The 16,643-nt window shown below is 69.4% G+C and carries 14 protein-coding genes, 1 other RNA gene and 1 pseudogene; 11 read left to right on the top strand and 5 right to left on the bottom strand.

Translation table 11 applies throughout. The annotated features are described in order from the left end of the window. Positions 1-97: 97 nt before the first annotated feature. Entirely contained in the window at positions 98-421 is a 324-nt protein-coding gene (locus tag J7654_RS07395; RefSeq protein WP_209739477.1) for a YbaB/EbfC family nucleoid-associated protein, read from the bottom strand. Then, the gene (locus J7654_RS07390) at positions 418-2,358 is read right to left on the bottom strand and encodes a DNA polymerase III subunit gamma/tau (RefSeq protein ID WP_209739475.1); all 1,941 of its coding nucleotides are present in this window, start codon (positions 2,356-2,358) and stop codon (positions 418-420) included. Before J7654_RS07390 ends, J7654_RS07395 begins: the two co-directional genes overlap by 4 nt. A gap of 164 nt (positions 2,359-2,522) precedes the next feature. Between J7654_RS07390 and J7654_RS07385 the strand changes: the two genes are divergently transcribed. Beyond that, on the top strand, positions 2,523-3,119 hold the full coding sequence (locus J7654_RS07385) for a methyltransferase family protein (RefSeq protein ID WP_209740313.1): 597 nt from the start codon (positions 2,523-2,525) through the stop codon (positions 3,117-3,119). 25 nt (positions 3,120-3,144) lie between these two features. Here J7654_RS07385 and ffs read toward each other — a convergent pair. Continuing rightward, positions 3,145-3,242: signal recognition particle sRNA small type (ffs, locus tag J7654_RS07380), an RNA gene on the bottom strand. A gap of 80 nt (positions 3,243-3,322) precedes the next feature. Here ffs and J7654_RS07375 point away from each other — a divergent pair. The 3 genes from J7654_RS07375 (at position 3,323) to J7654_RS07365 (ending at position 4,964) form a co-directional block, all read left to right on the top strand. Then, on the top strand, positions 3,323-3,736 hold the full coding sequence (locus tag J7654_RS07375) for an HIT domain-containing protein (protein WP_209739473.1): 414 nt from the start codon (positions 3,323-3,325) through the stop codon (positions 3,734-3,736). Then, complete coding sequence (gene nudC, locus J7654_RS07370) at positions 3,733-4,662, top strand: NAD(+) diphosphatase (RefSeq protein ID WP_209739471.1); 930 nt, start codon at positions 3,733-3,735, stop codon at positions 4,660-4,662. Before J7654_RS07375 ends, nudC begins: the two co-directional genes overlap by 4 nt. Before the next feature lie 155 nt (positions 4,663-4,817). Further along, positions 4,818-4,964, top strand: a complete 147-nt coding sequence (locus tag J7654_RS07365; RefSeq protein WP_209739469.1) for a DUF1127 domain-containing protein — start codon at positions 4,818-4,820, stop codon at positions 4,962-4,964. Positions 4,965-5,038: 74 nt separating this feature from the next. On the opposite strand, the gene J7654_RS07360 is transcribed toward J7654_RS07365, so the two are convergent. After that, positions 5,039-5,902, bottom strand: a complete 864-nt coding sequence (locus J7654_RS07360; protein ID WP_245195752.1) for a prephenate dehydratase — start codon at positions 5,900-5,902, stop codon at positions 5,039-5,041. Positions 5,903-5,959: 57 nt separating this feature from the next. Further along, a pseudogene (locus J7654_RS18335) lies at positions 5,960-6,592 on the bottom strand (3-deoxy-manno-octulosonate cytidylyltransferase); the annotation flags it as partial. A 299-nt stretch (positions 6,593-6,891) separates the two neighbouring features. On the opposite strand from J7654_RS18335, the gene J7654_RS07355 reads away from it, so the two are divergent. The 7 genes from J7654_RS07355 to J7654_RS07325 all read left to right on the top strand — a co-directional run bounded on the left by J7654_RS07355 (position 6,892) and on the right by J7654_RS07325 (position 16,630). After that, positions 6,892-7,800, top strand: a complete 909-nt coding sequence (locus tag J7654_RS07355) for a c-type cytochrome (RefSeq protein ID WP_209739468.1) — start codon at positions 6,892-6,894, stop codon at positions 7,798-7,800. A gap of 201 nt (positions 7,801-8,001) precedes the next feature. Then, complete coding sequence (locus J7654_RS07350) at positions 8,002-9,951, top strand: extracellular solute-binding protein (protein ID WP_209739466.1); 1,950 nt, start codon at positions 8,002-8,004, stop codon at positions 9,949-9,951. After that, positions 9,948-11,828 carry an extracellular solute-binding protein gene (locus J7654_RS07345; RefSeq protein WP_209739464.1) on the top strand — a complete coding sequence of 627 codons (1,881 nt, stop codon included), beginning with the start codon at positions 9,948-9,950 and terminating at the stop codon, positions 11,826-11,828. The genes J7654_RS07350 and J7654_RS07345 overlap by 4 nt, the downstream gene beginning before the upstream one ends. Before the next feature lie 56 nt (positions 11,829-11,884). Further along, positions 11,885-12,973: a microcin C ABC transporter permease YejB gene (locus tag J7654_RS07340; RefSeq protein ID WP_209739462.1), complete on the top strand. Its 1,089-nt coding sequence runs from the start codon at positions 11,885-11,887 to the stop codon at positions 12,971-12,973. A 3-nt stretch (positions 12,974-12,976) separates the two neighbouring features. Further along, positions 12,977-14,224 carry an ABC transporter permease gene (locus tag J7654_RS07335; RefSeq protein ID WP_209739460.1) on the top strand — a complete coding sequence of 416 codons (1,248 nt, stop codon included), beginning with the start codon at positions 12,977-12,979 and terminating at the stop codon, positions 14,222-14,224. Between the two features lie 121 nt (positions 14,225-14,345). Then, positions 14,346-15,992, top strand: coding sequence for an ABC transporter ATP-binding protein (locus tag J7654_RS07330; RefSeq protein WP_209739459.1), 1,647 nt, complete (start codon positions 14,346-14,348; stop codon positions 15,990-15,992). Further along, on the top strand, positions 15,989-16,630 hold the full coding sequence (locus J7654_RS07325; protein ID WP_209739457.1) for an NUDIX domain-containing protein: 642 nt from the start codon (positions 15,989-15,991) through the stop codon (positions 16,628-16,630). Before J7654_RS07330 ends, J7654_RS07325 begins: the two co-directional genes overlap by 4 nt. The last annotated feature ends 13 nt before the right edge of the window (positions 16,631-16,643 follow it).

Below are 16,643 nucleotides of genomic sequence, written 5' to 3'. Positions count from 1 at the left end.
GCGTGTCGTCTCTCACGGGCCGAACGGCCCGCCCTGTCGGTTCGTTTCTCGAGAAAGCCCCGGCGGCGAACCGGCTCCGGCCTTTTTCACGGGCGCCCTAGAAAGGCAGCTTCATGCCGCCGGGAAGCTGGAGGCCGGCGGTGAGGGCCTGCGTCTTCTCGGCGATGAGGCCGTCCAGCCTGCGCTTGGCCTCGGCATGGGCGGCGACGATCAGGTCCTCCAGGATATCGGCCTCCTCAGGCTTCAGGAGCGAGGGGTCGAGCGAGAGGGAGACCAGCTCGCCCGCGCCCTTCAGCGTGACGGTGACGACGCCGCCGCCGGACTGGCCCTGCGCCTCCACCTCCGCGATCTCGGCCTGGAGACCCTGCATCTTCTCCTGCATGGCCTTGGCCTGCTTCATCATGCCCATCAGGTCTTTCATCGATCCTCGTCCTCTTCTTCCTCGGTCTCGAAGGTCACGTCCGCCGGCTCGCCCCAGTCGAGATCGTCCGGGTCGATGTCCACCCGCTCGGGCAGGCCCGTATCCTCCTCGACAACGGGCTCGTCCTCGACAGGCTCCTCGACCTCTCCCCGCAGGCGCACCTCCTTCACGGTGGCGCCGGGAATGGCGGCGAGGATGGCGGCGACCTCCGGGTCGCCCCGCGCCTCCTCGATCAGCTCCCGGCGGCGGCGCGCCTCGCGCTCCTCCAGCGTCTCGGCGCCGCCCGCGGGCACGAGCGAGACGACGAAGCGCCGGCCGGTCCAGTCGAAGAGCTTGCGCGACAGGTCGTTGGCGAAGGTGGCCGGCGCGCCGGGGGCCAGCTCGGTCTCGATATGGCCGGGCTCGATGGACTTGACGCGCAGATAGCGGCGGATGCGCGTGCGCATCAGGGAATCGCGCTTCTCCAGCGCCAGCTTCGCCAGATCGTCGATGGAGGCGGGCAGCGCGCTTTCGTCCACGCCGGGCACGGCCGGGCGCATGGGCACGGCCTGCGGCGCGGGCGACAGCAGCATGGCGGCAAGGCTGGGCCCGCCGGAGCGCGCCTGCGGCGCACCGCCGCCCTGCACGGCGCGGGGCGCGGGCGCGGCGGGCTGCGCGGAGGCGGAGACCGGCGCCCCGCCGGCCGGGCGAGGCGGGGCAGAGGGTGCGGCGGAGGGCACGGAAGTGGCCGGGCCACCGGCGGGCGCGGCGGGCACCTCGCCGCGCTCCAGCATGCGCAGGAGCTCGTCCGGCGAGGGCAGGTCGGCGGCGTGGGCGATGCGGATGAGCGCCATCTCGGCGGCCTGCCGGGGCGAGGCGGCGAGGCGCGCCTCCTCGATCGCCTTCAGCAGCATCTGCCATGTCTGCGACAGGGTGCGCACCGACAGGCCGGCCGCGAAGGCCGCGCCGCGCTCGGCCTCGGCCGGCGAGAGGGAGGCGTCCCCGGCCGCCTCCGGCACATAGCGCAGCGAGGTGACGAGATGGGTGAAATCGGCCAGATCGCTCAGCACCACCACGGGATCGGCCCCGCTGGCATATTGCTCGCGAAGCTCGGCCAGGGCGGCGCGCGCGTTTCCCTTCATCAGGTGCTCGAACAGGTCGAGCACGCGCACCCGGTCCGCCAGCCCCAGCATGTCGCGCACGGTGGAGGCGTCGATGGCGCCCGCGCCGTGGGCGATGGCCTGGTCGGTGAGGGACAGGGCGTCGCGCACCGAGCCTTCCGAGGCGCGCGCGATGAGGCGCAGCGCCTCATCGTCGATCCCCACCGATTCGGCCTCCAGAACGCGCTTCAGGTGGCCCATCATCTCGGCGGCGCCGACGCGGCGCAGGTCGAAGCGCTGGCAGCGCGAGAGGACGGTGATCGGAACCTTGCGGATCTCGGTGGTGGCGAAGACGAACTTCACATGCTCGGGCGGCTCCTCCAGCGTCTTGAGCAGGCCGTTGAAGGCCTGCGTGGAGAGCATGTGCACCTCGTCGATGATATAGACCTTGTAGCGCGCGGAGACCGGGCGGTAGCGCACCTGCGCGATGATCTCGCGGATATCGTCGATGCCGGTGTGGGAGGCGGCGTCCATCTCCACCACGTCCACATGCCGCCCCTCCATGATCGCCTGATCGTGGATGCCGGGCTCGCCCATGTGGATGGTGGGGCGGTGGACCGTTTCGGTTTCGTAATTGAGCGCGCGCGCCAGGATGCGGGCCGTCGTGGTCTTGCCCACGCCCCGCACGCCCGTCAGCATCCAGGCCTGCGCGATGCGCCCGGCCTCGAAGGCGTTGGTGAGCGTGCGCACCATCGGCTCCTGGCCGATGAGGTCGTCGAAGGAGCGGGGGCGGTACTTGCGCGCAAGGACGCGATAGGGGCTCGCCCCGCTCTGCGTGCTCGTCTCGCTCTGTGCCATCCGCCCAGCCCCGACAGGTCTCTTCGCGGCGAACCTAGCCGCCTTTGCCGACAATGCAATCGGCAAGACCGGCGGAGGCGGACCGGCGCCGCAATCGCGCCATGCTTGCGATGGATGGAAAGGCGCCGCCGGCATGGCGGTGCCTGGGGACCGTCCTCGTGAACATGAGCCTCTTCCAGCGCCGCCGGCGCTATGTTCTCGCCGCCCTGATCCTGGCCGCCTTCGCCGCCCTGCTCGGCATTTCCCCGGCAGGATCGCACCGGATCCACGAGGCCGTCGAAGCGGGCGGGCTCATCCTGATCCTCCTCGGCATCGCCGGCCGCCTGTGGTGCACCCTCTATATCGGCGGGCGCAAGAACGTGGAGATCGTGCGGAGCGGGCCCTATTCGATCACGCGCAACCCGCTCTACTTCTTCTCGACGCTGGCGGCGGGCGGCGTGGGCGCGCAAAGCGGCAGCCTGACCCTCGGCGTGATCTTTCTCCTGGCAAGCTGGGCGGCGTTCAGCATCGTCATCCGGCGGGAGGAAACCTATCTCGCGGGCCTGTTCGGCCCGGCCTATGACGCGTACCGGCGCAGCGTGCCGCGCTTCTGGCCCGATCCGCGCCTCTTTAAGGACCAGCAGACGCTGAGCGTGCGCACCGGGCGCCTCTATGCAACGCTGCTGGACGGCCTCGTCTTCCTCGTGGCGATCCCCGCCTTCGAAACCACGGAGCATTTACAGGCTACGGGGGTTCTCGATCCCGTCCTGTGGCTCTACTAAGCGGGCGGCCGGACGGGGGAAAAGGGTGGGAGGCTGGCACGATGACCCGTGCCGGAGCTCGTTGGGGCTGCTTCCTTCCGGACCTGACCCGGTTGGCGAGTGGCTCGTCCACCACCAACCTCCCGGCCTCCATATCGTTCGAGCCGGCGCCAAATGCAAGCCGCCGGACGCCCGCAATCGGAAAAGTCACCCCGAAAGCCGCCATGTCCTCCTTTCTCCTCGATCCGCGCCTTGAGGCGGACACGATCCCCCTCGCCCGCCTGCCCCTGTGCCGCGCCCTCCTGATGAACGACCGGCGCTGGCCATGGGTCATCCTCGTTCCCGAGCGGCCCGGCCTTGTGGAGCTGTTCGACCTGGCCGCGCCCGAGCGCGCGCTCCTGGCCGAGGAGGCCAGCTTGACGGCCGAGGCACTGAAGGCGCAGACGGGGGCGCTCAAGATCAATCTCGGCGCGCTGGGCAACATGGTGCGCCAGTTCCACCTGCACGTCATCGCGCGGCAGGAGGGCGACGAGGGCTGGCCCGGCCCGGTCTGGGGCCGGCCGGGCGCGGCGCCCTACGAGGCCGGCGAGGGACAGGCGCTGGCGCTGGCGCTGGCCGGGCGGATGGGCCGGGCATGAGCGCGCTCCTCACACAAGCCGCGCCGGCCATGGGCTTTTGCGGCAACCGCCTCGTCCGCTCCGGGGAGGAGCGAAGCGAGGAAACGCTGGCGCTGGCGCTGCGCCATGCGGATGCGCGCATCTTCCTCTCGCTCGGCGGGCAGTGGCTGTGCCGGACGGTGGAGGGCCGCGCGGACCCCGCCTTCGCGCTTTTCGAGGCGCAGGCGCTGGGCGGCGCGCTGGAGGAGGCGGTGCTGCTCGGCTGGCGGCGCGAGGATGGCGCGCCCCGCCTGGCGCTGGCCCTGCCGGAGGGCATGGAGGCGCCCGGCGAGGCCGAGCCACTCGACCTGCGCACGCTCGCCATGGAGGCCCGGCTCGACGCGGAGGCGCAAGGCGAGCTGGCGCAGGGGCAGCATCTCCTGACCTGGCACCGCCGGACGCGCTTCTGCGGCCTGTGCGGGGGGCGGACCGTTTCGGAGATCGCCGGCTATCGCCGCCGCTGCACGGCCTGCGGGCAGATGCATTTCCCGCGCACCGACCCGGTGGCGATCATGCTGATCCACGACGGCGAGGGGAACGGGCTTCTCGGCCGGCAGCATCATTTCAAGCCCGGCATGTGGTCCTGCCTCGCCGGCTTCGTGGAGCCGGGCGAAACCATCGAGGACGCGGTGCGCCGCGAGACGCAGGAGGAGGCGGGCATAATGGTGGGCGAGGTCGCCTACGAAGCCTCGCAGCCCTGGCCCTTTCCCGGATCGCTGATGATCGGCTGCCGGGGCCGCGCCCTGACAAGCGACATCACGATGCAGGACGCGGAGCTGGAAGGGTGCCGCTGGTTCACGCGCGCCGAGATGCAGGCCATGCTGGAGGGGCGCCATGCCGACGGACTGAGCCTGCCTTCAAATTATGCAATCGCGCATCAACTCGTGCGGCGATTTTTAGGTGGCTAAGCCGGAAACCCGGCTTCATGGCCGAATTTCGACAATGCGTCTGCCCGCCTCATGCACAATATGCACAACAGACGTGCAAAATCTGCGCTCCTCGTGGGCAGGTGGAGGGTCTATATGGATGCTCAGAACAGATGCACCCTCCAAGGACAAAAACGATGTTTTCGGGATTCACCCGCCGCCTCAAGAACTACCGCGACTACAGCCGCAGCGTGAGCGAGCTGCGCGAGATGGACGACCGCATGCTCGCCGATATCGGCGTGATGCGCGGCGACATCCGTCGTGCGGTGCAGCAGGGCCGCTAAACCCTCCCCACCGAACGACAGCAGACGCCAAGCCCCCGCATTCCGGGGGCTTTTTGCTGTCCGGCCCCCGATTTTCAGATGCGCTCGGGCGCGGCGGGATAGACGCCCAGGATGGTCAGCCGCTTGGTGAAGAAGGCCAGCTCGTCCAGCGCCCGCCCCAGCGGCTCGTCGCTCGGGTGGCCCTCCACATCGGCGTAGAACTGCGTGGCGGTGAACTGGCCGCCGAGCTGGTAGCTCTCCAGCTTGGTCATGTTGACGCCGTTGGTGGCAAAGCCCCCCAGCGCCTTGTAGAGCGCGGCCGGCAGGTTGCGCACCTCGAAGACGAAGGTCGTCACGGTCGGCCCGTTGCCCGCCGGCGCCCAGAGCGCCTCGTCCCCCTCGCCGGCGCGCGACAGGACGACGAAGCGCGTGGTGTTGTGCGCCGCGTCGTCCACGTCTTCCAGCAGGATGTCGAGCCCGTAGAGATCGGCGGCCAGGCGCGGGGCGAGCGCCGCCGCGCCGCGCGCCTCCATCTGCGAGACGAGGCGCGCGGCGCCCGCCGTGTCGCCCGAGACGACAGGCTTCCAGCCGTGCCGGCGCAGGATGCCCCGGCACTGGCCGAGCGCGTGGATATGGCTGTGGACCTCGCGCACCTCCTCCAGCGACACGCCCCTCTTGGCCATGAGCTGGAAGCGGATGGGCAGGAAATGCTCGCCCACGATCTTCAGCCCGGAGATGGGCAGGAGGTGATGGATATCGGCGACCCGGCCCGCGATGGTGTTCTCGATGGGGATCATGGCCAGATCGGCCTCGCCCTTCGTCACCGCCGCGAAGGCGTCCTCGAAGGTCGGGCACGGCAGGGGCTCGAGCGCCGGATACCAGTTGCGGCAGGCGGTATCGGAATTGGCCCCCGGCTCGCCCTGGAAGGAGATCCGGCCCGTGGCGGCGCGGGGAAGCAGCTTGCGCCGCGCCTCCTCGAGCTGGGCCGGCGTATCCACGCCCAGCGGCACGGCGCCGACGATGCCCACGTCGATGCGCATTCCCGCTTCCAGCGCGCGCAACTGCTCCAGGCTCTCGCGGCGCTCCAGCGCCGAGGGGCCGAGCGCCACGAACCGCTCCAGCGCCCGGCGGCGATAGGCGTAGACGCCGATATGGTGGAACAGCTCGCCCTCCCCCGCCGGGGCGCTGGCGCGCGTGAAGTAGAGCGCGCGCAGCCGCCCGCCCGGCAGCGGGGAGCCGACGACCTTGACCACCGCCGGATCGGCCCGCTCCCTTTCCAGCGTGATCGGGGCGGCGAGCGTGGCGATGTCGCAATCGGCCTCCTGCGCCAGAAGCTCGGCCACCGCGCGGATCGAGGCCGGCTCCACGGTCGGCTGGTCGCCCTGGAGATTGACGACCACCTCCACCTCGCCCCGCGGATCCAGCAGCGTGAGGGCCTCGAAGCTGCGGTCCGAGCCGGAGAGATGATGGCCCCCCGTCATCACCGCCTCGAAGCCCGCCGCCTCCACGGCCTTGCGAATCTCGGGCGAATCCGTGGCCACGACCACACGGCCGATGCCGGCGGCCGTGGCGCGCTCGGCCACGTGCACGATCATCGGCCTGCCCGCGATGTCGGCCAGCGGCTTGCCGGGGAGCCGGGTGGAGCCCATGCGGGCCGGAATCAGGACGAGAGCTTTCATATCGGGCCTTGCGGGGCCGTGCGGCCCCTCTCGATTTTGCGTCTGTGTTGCAACCGGCGCTTGATCCTTGGCGCGCGCCGATGCAAGAACGGTTCTAACTCGCTCGCCCGGCCGCCTTCTTCGCGAGGCACGGCCGAAGCGGTTCGAGCCCGGTCTCGTGGGGACTTACAGATGTTGCCTCAAAAGGGCAAAGCTCCTAGTTTTCGCGCGATTTCTTGAATGCGTTCGTCGGCCCGGGAGTTGCCGGCTGGTGAGGAGCCGCCCGTTTCATGGATTCTTTCGAGGCCAACAAGATTTTCGGCGCCGTGCTCGGCACCGTCTTCGTGCTGTTCGGCGGCAGCCTTCTGGCGGAGGCGATCTTCACCTCCCGGGTGCCGGAGCAGCCCGGCTACGTGATCGAGGCGCAGGAGGAGGGCGCGGGCGGCGCGGCGGAGGAGGTGGCTTTCGTGCCCATCGCCACGCTGCTCCAGGACGCGGACGCCGAGGCCGGCTCCACCGTGTTCCGCCGCTGCCAGTCCTGCCACAGCCCCGAGGAAGGCGCGCCCTCCGGCGTCGGCCCGCATATGTGGGACGTGGTGAACCGCCCCGTGGCCGAAGATCCGGGCTTTTCCTACTCCACCGCCATGGAGGCCTTCAGCGAGGGGGCCACGGTGGTGTGGGACTACGAGCATCTCGACCATTTCCTGCGCAATCCGCGCCAGTACATTCCCGGCACCGCGATGGGCTTTGCCGGCATTTCCAACGACGGCGACCGCGCCAACCTGATCGCCTATCTGCGCACGCTCTCCAACGACCCGGCCCCCCTGCCCGAGCCGCCGGCCGAGGAGCCCGCCGCCGAGGGCGAGGCCGCGCCGGGCGGGGAAGCCGCGCCGCAGGACGAGGCGACGCCGCCGACGGTGGGGACCGACCCCTCGCAGCCCGCCACCGACCAGCCGCAGGCCCCGGCCACGACCGATCCCGCCAGCGGCGCGGCGCCGATCTCCGAGAGCCCGGCCACGACCGGCGAGGCCACCGACCCGCAGGCCGCCACGCCCAACACGGGCGAGGAGGCGCCGGCCACCGGGGAAGCCCCGGCGCAAGCCGCGCCGGCCGAAGCCGGCGAGCCGGCGCCGGCCCCGGCCCCGGCCCCGGCTCCGGCTCCGGGCGGCACCACCATCGTTCCCGCGCCGCAGCCATAGGCGGCGCGCCCTTCATGGAAACGGGCCGGACAGCGATGTCCGGCCCGTTTTCACGTTGCGGCCTGTCTTAAGCGTAATGTGGCGGCGGTGGACTCGCGCGCATTTGAAGCTAGACTCGGCGCCAGAATGCCGCACTGCCGAACGAAGGCCACAATGCCCGGCATGGCTGAACACGACCACAGCGCGGGGAGACCGGATTTCATGAAGCTCTTGCGGCAGGCCCTCGCCATCGCGGCCCTCCTCCTCGCCCCCGCGCCCGCCCTCGCCCAGGACACCCCGCCCGCCGCCGAGACCGCGCCGGCGGCGGAGATGGGCGATTGGCGCCCCTCCTCCAGCCTCATCGAGCCGACGAAATACCCGGACGACTTCGCGCATTACGACTATGTGAACCCGGACGCCCCGAAGGGCGGCACGCTGAACCGCATCGCATCGGGCAGCTATGACAGCTTCAACCCGTTCATCCTGCGCGGGACGGCGGCAGCCGGAACGAGTTCGGGCGTCGGCGGGTTCGGCGGCGGCGTCATCTACGATACGCTGATGGAGCAGTCGCCGGACGAGCCGGGCGTGAGCCACGGGCTGATCGCCGAGGCGATCCGGTATCCGTCCGACTATTCCTCGGTCAGCTTCCGCCTGAACCCCGAAGCACGCTGGCACGACGGCGAGCCCATCACCGTCGAGGACGTGTTGTGGAGCTTCGAGACGCTGAAGACCCTGCACCCGCAATGGTCCTCCTACTACGCCAATGTCGCGGAAGCGCGACAGAGCGGCGAGCGGGAGGTGACCTTCGTCTTCGACCAGACGAACAATCGCGAGCTTCCCAACATCATGGGCGACCTCGTCGTCCTGCCCAGGCACTGGTGGACGGGGCAGGACGCGCAGGGCCGCACGCGCGACATCACCCAGCCCACGCTGGAGCCGCCCCTCGGCTCGGGCCCCTACCGCATCGCGACCTTCAACGTCGGCAACTCGGTGGAGTGGGAGCGCGTGCCGGACGCCTGGGGGGCGAGCCTGCCGACACGCGTCGGCCGCTACAATTTCGACCGCCTGCGCTACGTCTATCTGCGCGATGCGAACGCCTCGTGGGAGGCCTTCAAGAAGGGCGGGCTGGACGACTGGCGGATCGAGAACGATTCCCAGCGCTGGTCGACGGGCTACGACTTCCCGGCGGCCGTCGACGGGCGGGTGGCGCGCGAGACCCTGCCCGACCACTCCGTGATGTCCATGCAGGCCTATGTCCTGAACAACCGCCTGCCCAAATTCTCGGACCGGCGCGTGCGCAAGGCGCTGACGCTCGCGTTCAATTTCGAGGACATGAACCGCAACTTCTTCTACGGCCTGAACAAGCGCATCTCCAGCTACTGGGACAATAGCGAGCTGGCCGCCAAGGGGCTGCCGAGCGAGGCCGAGCTTCGTTATCTGGAGCCCTTGCGCGACTCGATCCCCGATGAGGTGTTCACGCAGGAATTCAAATTGCCCGTCTACGACTCGGCCACCGGCGGCCGAGAATATCTGCGCGAGGCGCTGGGGCTGCTGCGGGAGGCCGGATACGAGCTGCGCGGCACGACGCTGGTGAACGGCGAGACGGGGGAGCAGCTCTCCATCGAGTTCCTGGGCTCGGACCCCAGCTCCAACCGCACGCTGGAGCCCTATGCAAGGCAGCTCGAGCGGCTCGGCATCCGCACCAATGTGCGGATCATCGATCCGACGCAGTATATCGAGCGGATGAACAATTACGACTTCGAGCTGGTGGGCATGCGCTACTATCCGCAATCGCTCTCGCCCGGCAACGAACAGCGCGACTTCTGGTCTTCGACGGCGGCCGACACGCCCGGCACGCGCAACTATGCCGGGGTGAAGGATCCGGCGGTGGACCAGTTGATCGACGCGATCATCACCGCGCCCGATCGCGACTCCCTGGTCGCGGCCACGCGCGCGCTCGACCGCGTCATGCTGTGGAACTACCATGTCGTTCCCCAATGGTACCGCGACGAGTTCTGGCTGGCCTACTGGGACAAGTTCGGCATGCCGGAAAGCCAGCCGGCCTATGCCGGGATCGACCCGTTCTCCTGGTGGGTGAAGGGTGAAGTGGCCGTCAACACGCCGGCCGACGCGCAGGCGTCCGGGCTGTCCGACAGCGACATTCCGCAATGACCGGCTCGCTTACCCGCTTCACCCGCCGCCATCTCGGCCGGATGCTGCTCGGCGCGGGGGCCGCGGCGGCGCTGCCGAGGCTGTCCCTCGCGCAGGTGCCCGCGGACACGCCGCTGCACGGCTTCTCGGCCTTCGGCGAACTGAAATACGGGCCCGGCTACACGCATTTCGACTATGCCAACCCGCAGGCGCCGCAGGGCGGGCGCATGGTGATGGACGTTCCGAACTGGCTGTTCAACCAGTCGGCCACCACCTTCGACACGCTGAACACCTTCGTGCTCCAGGGCAATGCGCCGCCGCGCATCGAGAGCCTCTACGAATCGCTGATGACCTCCTCGCTGGACGAGCCGGATTCGCTCTATTGCGCGCTGGCCGAAAGCATCGCGATGTCGGCGGACGGCAACGTCTTCACCTTCGCGCTGCGCCCGCAGGCGCGCTTCTCCACGGGCGAGCCCGTCACGGCCACCGATGTCGTCTTCTCCTACGAGACGATGAAGCAGGAAGGGCATCCGAGCCTGGCCTACCTTCTGCAGGAGGTGACGGGGGCCGAGGCGGTGGACGAGCGCACGGTGCGCCTCACCTTCTCGGGCCGCCAGTCCGTGCCGGCCGTTCTGGGCGCGCTGATCCTGCCCATCATCCCGGCGGGCTTCTTCGAGGGGCGCGAGTTCGCGCGCACCGGCATGACGGAGATTCCCGGCTCCGGCCCGATGCGCGTGGGGCGCTACGAGGCCGGCCGCTTCATCGAATACGAGAAGCGGGACGACTATTGGGGCGCGGACATGCCCTTCGCGCGCGGGCTCGGCCATTTCCAGACGCTGCGGATCGAGTTCTTCCGCGACCGGCAGGCGGCGTTGCAGGCCTTCAAGTCCGGCCTCATCACCTTCCGGCAGGAGTTCACCACGCGCGCCTGGGCCACGGAATACGAGTTCCCGGCCGTGCAGGCGGGGCGGGTGCAGCGGCGCACCTTCCCGCGCGAGAAGCGGCCGAGCTTCCAGTGCTGGGCCTTCAACCAGCGGCGCCCGCGCTTTGCCGATGCGCGCGTGCGCCGGGCGCTGAACCTGTGCTTCGACTTCGAATGGACCAACGCCAACCTCATGTACGGCCTGCGCGTCCATTCCGATTCCCCCTTCGAGGGCTCGGACTTCAAGGCCCATGGCGCACCCTCCCCGGAAGAGCTGGCGATCCTGGAGCCCTTGCGCGGGCAGGTGCCGGACGAGGCGTTCGGCGAGGTGTGGGTGCAACCGGTGACGGACGGCTCGGGCCGCGACCGCGCCATCCTGCGCCGGGCCGCCGACCTCTTCGCCGAAGCGGGATGGACGCGCTCGGGGAGCGGGCTCGTCAACGAGGCGGGGGAGGTGTTCCGGCTCGAATACATGGCGAGCGACCCGGAGCAGGTGCGCGTCTACGGGCCGATGATCGAGACGATGAGGCTGCTCGGCGTGGATGCCTCCATCCGCGTGGTGGACGCGGCGCAGTACCAGGAGCGGCAGAACAATTTCGACTTCGACATGATCCTCGCCGCCTTCTCGCTCGGCACCACGCAGACGCGCGACAGCCTCGACATGTTCTTCGGCAGCGGATCGGCGGCGCGGCCCGGCTCCTACAACTATCCCGGCATGGCCGATCCGGGCGTCGACGCGCTGATCGGCGCCGTGGACGCGGCGAGGGCGCGGCAGGACGCGGTGATCGCCATGCGCTGCCTCGACCGGGTCCTGCGCGCGCGGCTCGACTGGGTGCCCAACATCACCTCCGCCGAGCATCTCGCGGCCTATTGGGACATGTTCGGCTTCGACGAGCCGAAGCCCGATTACGGCTTCCCGGTGGAATCCCTGTGGTGGTACGACGAGGACAAGGCTCGCGCCATCGGCCGGGCCTAAGACCGAAGCGGGTCCACGCTCCCTTTCGCGAAGTCCAAGGAACGAGAAGGCCATAGATGGGCGCCTATATCCTGCGACGACTGCTCTTGATGGTGCCGACTCTCCTCGGCATCCTCGCCATATCCTTCGTCGTCATCCAGTTCGCGCCCGGCGGGCCGGTGGAGCAGGTGATCGCCCAGCTTCAGGGCACGGGCGGGGGCGCGGCGGACCGGCTCGGCGGCGGGGGCGGCGACTTCCAGGCGCAGTCCTCCGGCGAATCTTCCGGCTATCGCGGCGCGCAGGGGCTCGACCCGGCCTTCATCGCGCGGCTGGAAGCCCAGTTCGGCTTCGACAAGCCGCCGCTCGAGCGCTTCGGCCTGATGGTCTGGAACTTCCTGCGCTTCGACTTCGGCGAGAGCTATTTCCGCTCCATCTCCGTCATCGACCTCATCATCGAGAAGCTGCCCGTCTCCATCTCGCTCGGCCTGTGGATCACGCTGCTCTCCTATGCGATCTCCATTCCGCTCGGCATCCGCAAGGCGCTGAAGGAGGGCTCCTCCTTCGATACGTGGACGAGCGCGATCATCATCGTCGCCTATGCCATTCCCGGCTTCCTCTTCGCCGTGCTCCTCATCGTGCTCTTCGCCGGCGGCTCCTTCCTCGACTGGTTCCCCCTGAGGGGGCTGACCTCGGACAACTGGGCGCAACTGTCCTGGCCCGAGCGCATCCTGGACTATTTCTGGCACCTGACGCTGCCGCTCATTGCCTTGTCGCTCTCGGCCTTCGCGACGACGACGCTGCTCACCAAGAATTCCTTCCTCGACGAGATCCGCAAGCAATACGTCACCACCGCGCGGGCCAAGGGCCTGACGGAGCGGCGCGTGCTCTACGGCCACGTCTTCCGCAACGCGATGCTCATCATCGTCGCCGGCTTTCCCGGCGCCTTCATCTCGGCCTTCTTCACCGGCGCGCTCCTGATCGAGACGATCTTCTCGCTCGACGGGCTGGGCCTGCTCGGCTTCGAGAGCATCTACCGGCGCGATTATCCGGTGGTCTTCGCCACACTCTACATCTTCTCCCTCCTGGGCCTCATCACCACGCTGATCTCCGACCTCACCTATACGTGGATCGACCCGCGCATCGATTTCGAGCGGCGGGAGGTCTAGCGCATGGACAAGGTGAGAGAAGGCCAGCGCCCCGACCCGCAGCCCGCAGACCATCCGGACGAACCGGTGAAGCCGGCCGCGCTGAACGCCGCTTCCACGGCCACGGAGCAGACCGCCGGCCTCGCGCAGGCCGCACCGCCCGCGCGCGTGAAGCGCTCCCGCCTGTCGCCGCTCAACGCGCGACGCTGGGAGAACTTCAAGGCGAACCGGCGCGGCTACTGGTCGCTGTGGATCTTCGGCGCGCTCTTCCTCGTCACCCTCTTCGCCGAGTTCGTGGCCAACGACCGGCCGATCCTCGTCCAGTACCAGGGCGAATACTACTACCCGACCTTCGTGGACTATCCGGAGGAGGTGTTCGGCGGGTTCCTGCCGGTGACGAACTATCGCGACCCCTTCGTGGCCGAGGAGATCGAGGCGAACGGCTGGGCCATCTGGCCGCCGATCCGCTATTCCTACCGCTCGGTGAACAACGAGATTCCGCGCCCCGCCCCCTCGGCCCCCTCCTGGCTGATGGACCGCGAGGAGCGCTGCCAGCGCTATCCGCTCGGCGCGGAGGATCCGAACTGCAATTTCGGCAACATGAACTGGCTTGGCACCGACGACCAGGCCCGCGACGTGCTGGCCCGGCTGATCTACGGCTTCCGCATCTCGGTGCTGTTCGGCCTGATCCTGACGGGCGCCTCGGCGGTGATCGGCGTGGCGGCCGGCGCGGTGCAGGGCTATTTCGGCGGCTGGGTGGACCTGACCTTCCAGCGCTTCATCGAGATCTGGTCCTCGATCCCGGTGCTCTATCTTCTCCTCATCGTCGCGGCGATCCTGCCGCCGGGCTTCTGGATCCTGCTTGGCATCATGCTGCTCTTCTCCTGGGTGGCGTTCGTGGGCGTGGTGCGGGCCGAGTTCCTGCGCGCGCGCAACTTCGAATATGTGAACGCGGCGCGAGCGCTGGGGGTGAACGACTTCACCATCATCACGCGGCACCTGTTGCCCAACGCGATGGTGGCCACGCTCACCTTCCTGCCCTTCATCCTCAACGGCTCCATCACCACGCTCACCTCGCTCGACTTCCTCGGCTTCGGCCTGCCGCCCGGCTCGCCCTCGCTGGGCGAGCTGCTGGCGCAGGGGCGCAACAACCTCCAGGCGCCGTGGCTCGGCATCTCGGGCTTCGTCGTCCTGTCGCTGATGCTCTCCCTCCTCGTCTTCGTGGGCGAGGCGGTGCGCGACGCCTTCGACCCCAGAAAGAGCTTCCGGTGAGGCCTTGGGCGCATATGCCACGGCAACGATCGAAGCCGACGCACGGCGGCGGGAGGACGCGCGCGACCATGCCCCGCCCCACGCCCATGCCCACCAGCCGCGCCGACAGGAGGCCGACCCGTTGAGCCAGACGAATCCGGCCCTCGCACCCATCCTCTCGGTCCGCGACCTTCAGGTCGCCTTCCACCAGGGCGGGCGCACCATGCGCGCGGTGGAGGGCGTCTCCTTCGACATCGCGCCGGGCGAGACGCTGGCGCTCGTGGGCGAATCGGGCTCGGGCAAGTCGGTCTCGGCGCTCTCGATCCTGAAGCTCCTGCCCTATCCCTCGGCCAGCCATCCGGGCGGGGCCGTCCTCTTCGAGGGCAAGGACCTCCTGACCGCCGACGAGCCCACCTTGCGGGGCGTGCGCGGCAACAGGATCTCGATGATCTTTCAGGAGCCGATGAGCTCGCTCAACCCGCTCCACACGATCGAGCGGCAGATCGGCGAGGTGCTGAAGGTCCATCAGGGCCTTTCGGACAAGGCGGCGCGCGGGCGCATCCTCGAGCTTCTGCACCAGGTGGGCATCCGCGAGCCGGAAAAGCGCCTGAAGAGCTTCCCGCACCAGCTCTCCGGCGGCCAGCGCCAGCGCGTGATGATCGCCATGGCGCTGGCCAACGAGCCGGACATGCTGATCGCCGACGAGCCCACCACCGCGCTCGACGTGACGGTGCAGGCGCAGATCCTCGAACTCCTGAAGACGCTCCAGGCCGAGCGCGGCATGGCCATGCTCTTCATCACGCACGATCTGGGCATCGTGCGGCGCATCGCCACCCGCGTCTGCGTGATGAACAAGGGCCGCATCGTGGAGGAGGGCGAGACGGCGCGCATCTTCTCCGACCCGCAGCACCCCTATACGCGCCATCTCCTGGCCGCCGAGCCGAAGGGCGCGCCGCCGCCCGCCGACGAGACCGCGCCGCTGGTGATGCAGGGCACGGACGTGAAGGTGTGGTTCCCGGTGCGCACGGGCTTCCTGCGCCGCGTCACCGACCATGTGAAGGCGGTGGACGGCATCGACGTGACGCTGCGCGCCGGCCAGACGGTGGGGATCGTGGGCGAATCGGGCTCGGGCAAGACGACGCTCGGCCTCGCGCTGTGCCGCATGATCGGCTCGACGGGCGAGATCCGTTTCGACGGCGAGCGCATCGACCAGCGCTCCTTCAAGGCGATGCGCCCGCTTCGCGAGGAAATCCAGATCGTCTTCCAGGACCCGTTCGGCTCCCTCTCCCCGCGCATGTCGGTGGCCGACATCGTGGCCGAGGGGCTGGAAGTGCATGAGAGGGGCCTTTCGGCCGAGGAGCGCGACGCGCGCGTCGTGGCCGCGCTGGAGGAAGTCGGGCTCGATCCGCAGACGCGCTTCCGCTACCCGCACGAATTCTCCGGCGGCCAGCGCCAGCGCATCGCCATCGCCCGCGCCATGGTGCTCAAGCCCCGCTTCGTGATGCTGGACGAGCCCACCTCGGCGCTGGACATGAGCGTGCAGGCGCAGGTGGTGGACCTCCTGCGCGACCTGCAGAAGAAGCACTCCCTCGCCTATCTCTTCATCAGCCACGACCTCAAGGTGGTGCGCGCGCTGGCCAACGAGGTGATCGTGATGCGAAACGGCCAGGTGGTGGAGCACGGCCCGGCGCAGGCGATCTTCGAGAACCCGCAAAGCGACTACACAAGGGCGCTGATGGCGGCCGCCTTCGACATGGAAGCGGTGCCGGCCGAGGTGCTGGCGCCATGAGCGAGGCGCCCGCCGACGCGGCCCTGGCCTTCCGCCTGATCTCCACCGAGCGACTCGGCGGGGCGTTCCGCCCGCTCGACAAGGTGACGGTGGCCCATGATTCGCTCTCGGGCGGCCGGGAGCTGACGGTCTCCCGCGAGGTGATGCGCGCCGGCACGGCCGCCGTCATCATCCCCTACGATCCCGTGCGCGACGCCATCGTGGCGATCCGCCAGTTCCGCATCGGCGCCGCGCTCGCCACGCCCTTCGCCGCGCCGCTGGAGCTGCCGGCCGGGCTTCTCGACGAGGGCGAGGACGCCGCCACGGCCGCCCGGCGCGAGCTGGCGGAAGAGACGGGGCTGGCGGCGACCGCCATCGAAGAGGCCTTCGCCATCCTCTCCTCGCCCGGCCTGTGCGACGAGAAGGCGGTCGTCTTCCTTGCCCTGGTGGACGCCTCGGCCCTTGCCGGCTCGGCGGGGCTGGCGGCCGAAAACGAGGACATCGTGCCGGCCGCCTTTGCGGTGGACGCGCTGGTGGCGGCGGCCGACGAGGGGCGGATTCTGAACGGCTTCCTCTTCGCAAGCCTGCAATGGTTTGCCAGAAAGGGCCGGGAGCGGGCGCAGGCCATGCGCGCGCACGGCCACGGGGAGCAAGCCTGAGTTGAGCCTACTT

It is taken from the genome of Aureimonas populi (assembly GCF_017815515.1).
In the GTDB taxonomy this organism is placed as follows: Bacteria; Pseudomonadota; Alphaproteobacteria; order Rhizobiales; family Rhizobiaceae; genus Aureimonas; species Aureimonas populi.
The sequence above is the reverse complement of the archived record's forward strand: the minus strand, read 5'-3'. Positions and strand labels throughout refer to the sequence as shown.

What these genes read in the sequence shown, in the direction of transcription:
- nudC (WP_209739471.1), top strand. Translation starts at nt 3,733, where the DNA reads ATGAGCGCGCTCCTCACACAAGCCGCGCCGGCCATGGGCTTTTGCGGC.
- J7654_RS07340 (WP_209739462.1), top strand. Translation starts at nt 11,885, where the DNA reads ATGGGCGCCTATATCCTGCGACGACTGCTCTTGATGGTGCCGACTCTC.
- J7654_RS07350 (WP_209739466.1), top strand. Translation starts at nt 8,002, where the DNA reads ATGAAGCTCTTGCGGCAGGCCCTCGCCATCGCGGCCCTCCTCCTCGCC.
- J7654_RS07345 (WP_209739464.1), top strand. Translation starts at nt 9,948, where the DNA reads ATGACCGGCTCGCTTACCCGCTTCACCCGCCGCCATCTCGGCCGGATG.
- J7654_RS07390 (WP_209739475.1), bottom strand. Translation starts at nt 2,358, where the DNA reads ATGGCACAGAGCGAGACGAGCACGCAGAGCGGGGCGAGCCCCTATCGC.
- J7654_RS07375 (WP_209739473.1), top strand. Translation starts at nt 3,323, where the DNA reads ATGTCCTCCTTTCTCCTCGATCCGCGCCTTGAGGCGGACACGATCCCC.
- J7654_RS07325 (WP_209739457.1), top strand. Translation starts at nt 15,989, where the DNA reads ATGAGCGAGGCGCCCGCCGACGCGGCCCTGGCCTTCCGCCTGATCTCC.
- J7654_RS07395 (WP_209739477.1), bottom strand. Translation starts at nt 421, where the DNA reads ATGAAAGACCTGATGGGCATGATGAAGCAGGCCAAGGCCATGCAGGAG.
- J7654_RS07355 (WP_209739468.1), top strand. Translation starts at nt 6,892, where the DNA reads ATGGATTCTTTCGAGGCCAACAAGATTTTCGGCGCCGTGCTCGGCACC.
- J7654_RS07365 (WP_209739469.1), top strand. Translation starts at nt 4,818, where the DNA reads ATGTTTTCGGGATTCACCCGCCGCCTCAAGAACTACCGCGACTACAGC.
- J7654_RS07335 (WP_209739460.1), top strand. Translation starts at nt 12,977, where the DNA reads ATGGACAAGGTGAGAGAAGGCCAGCGCCCCGACCCGCAGCCCGCAGAC.
- J7654_RS07385 (WP_209740313.1), top strand. Translation starts at nt 2,523, where the DNA reads ATGAGCCTCTTCCAGCGCCGCCGGCGCTATGTTCTCGCCGCCCTGATC.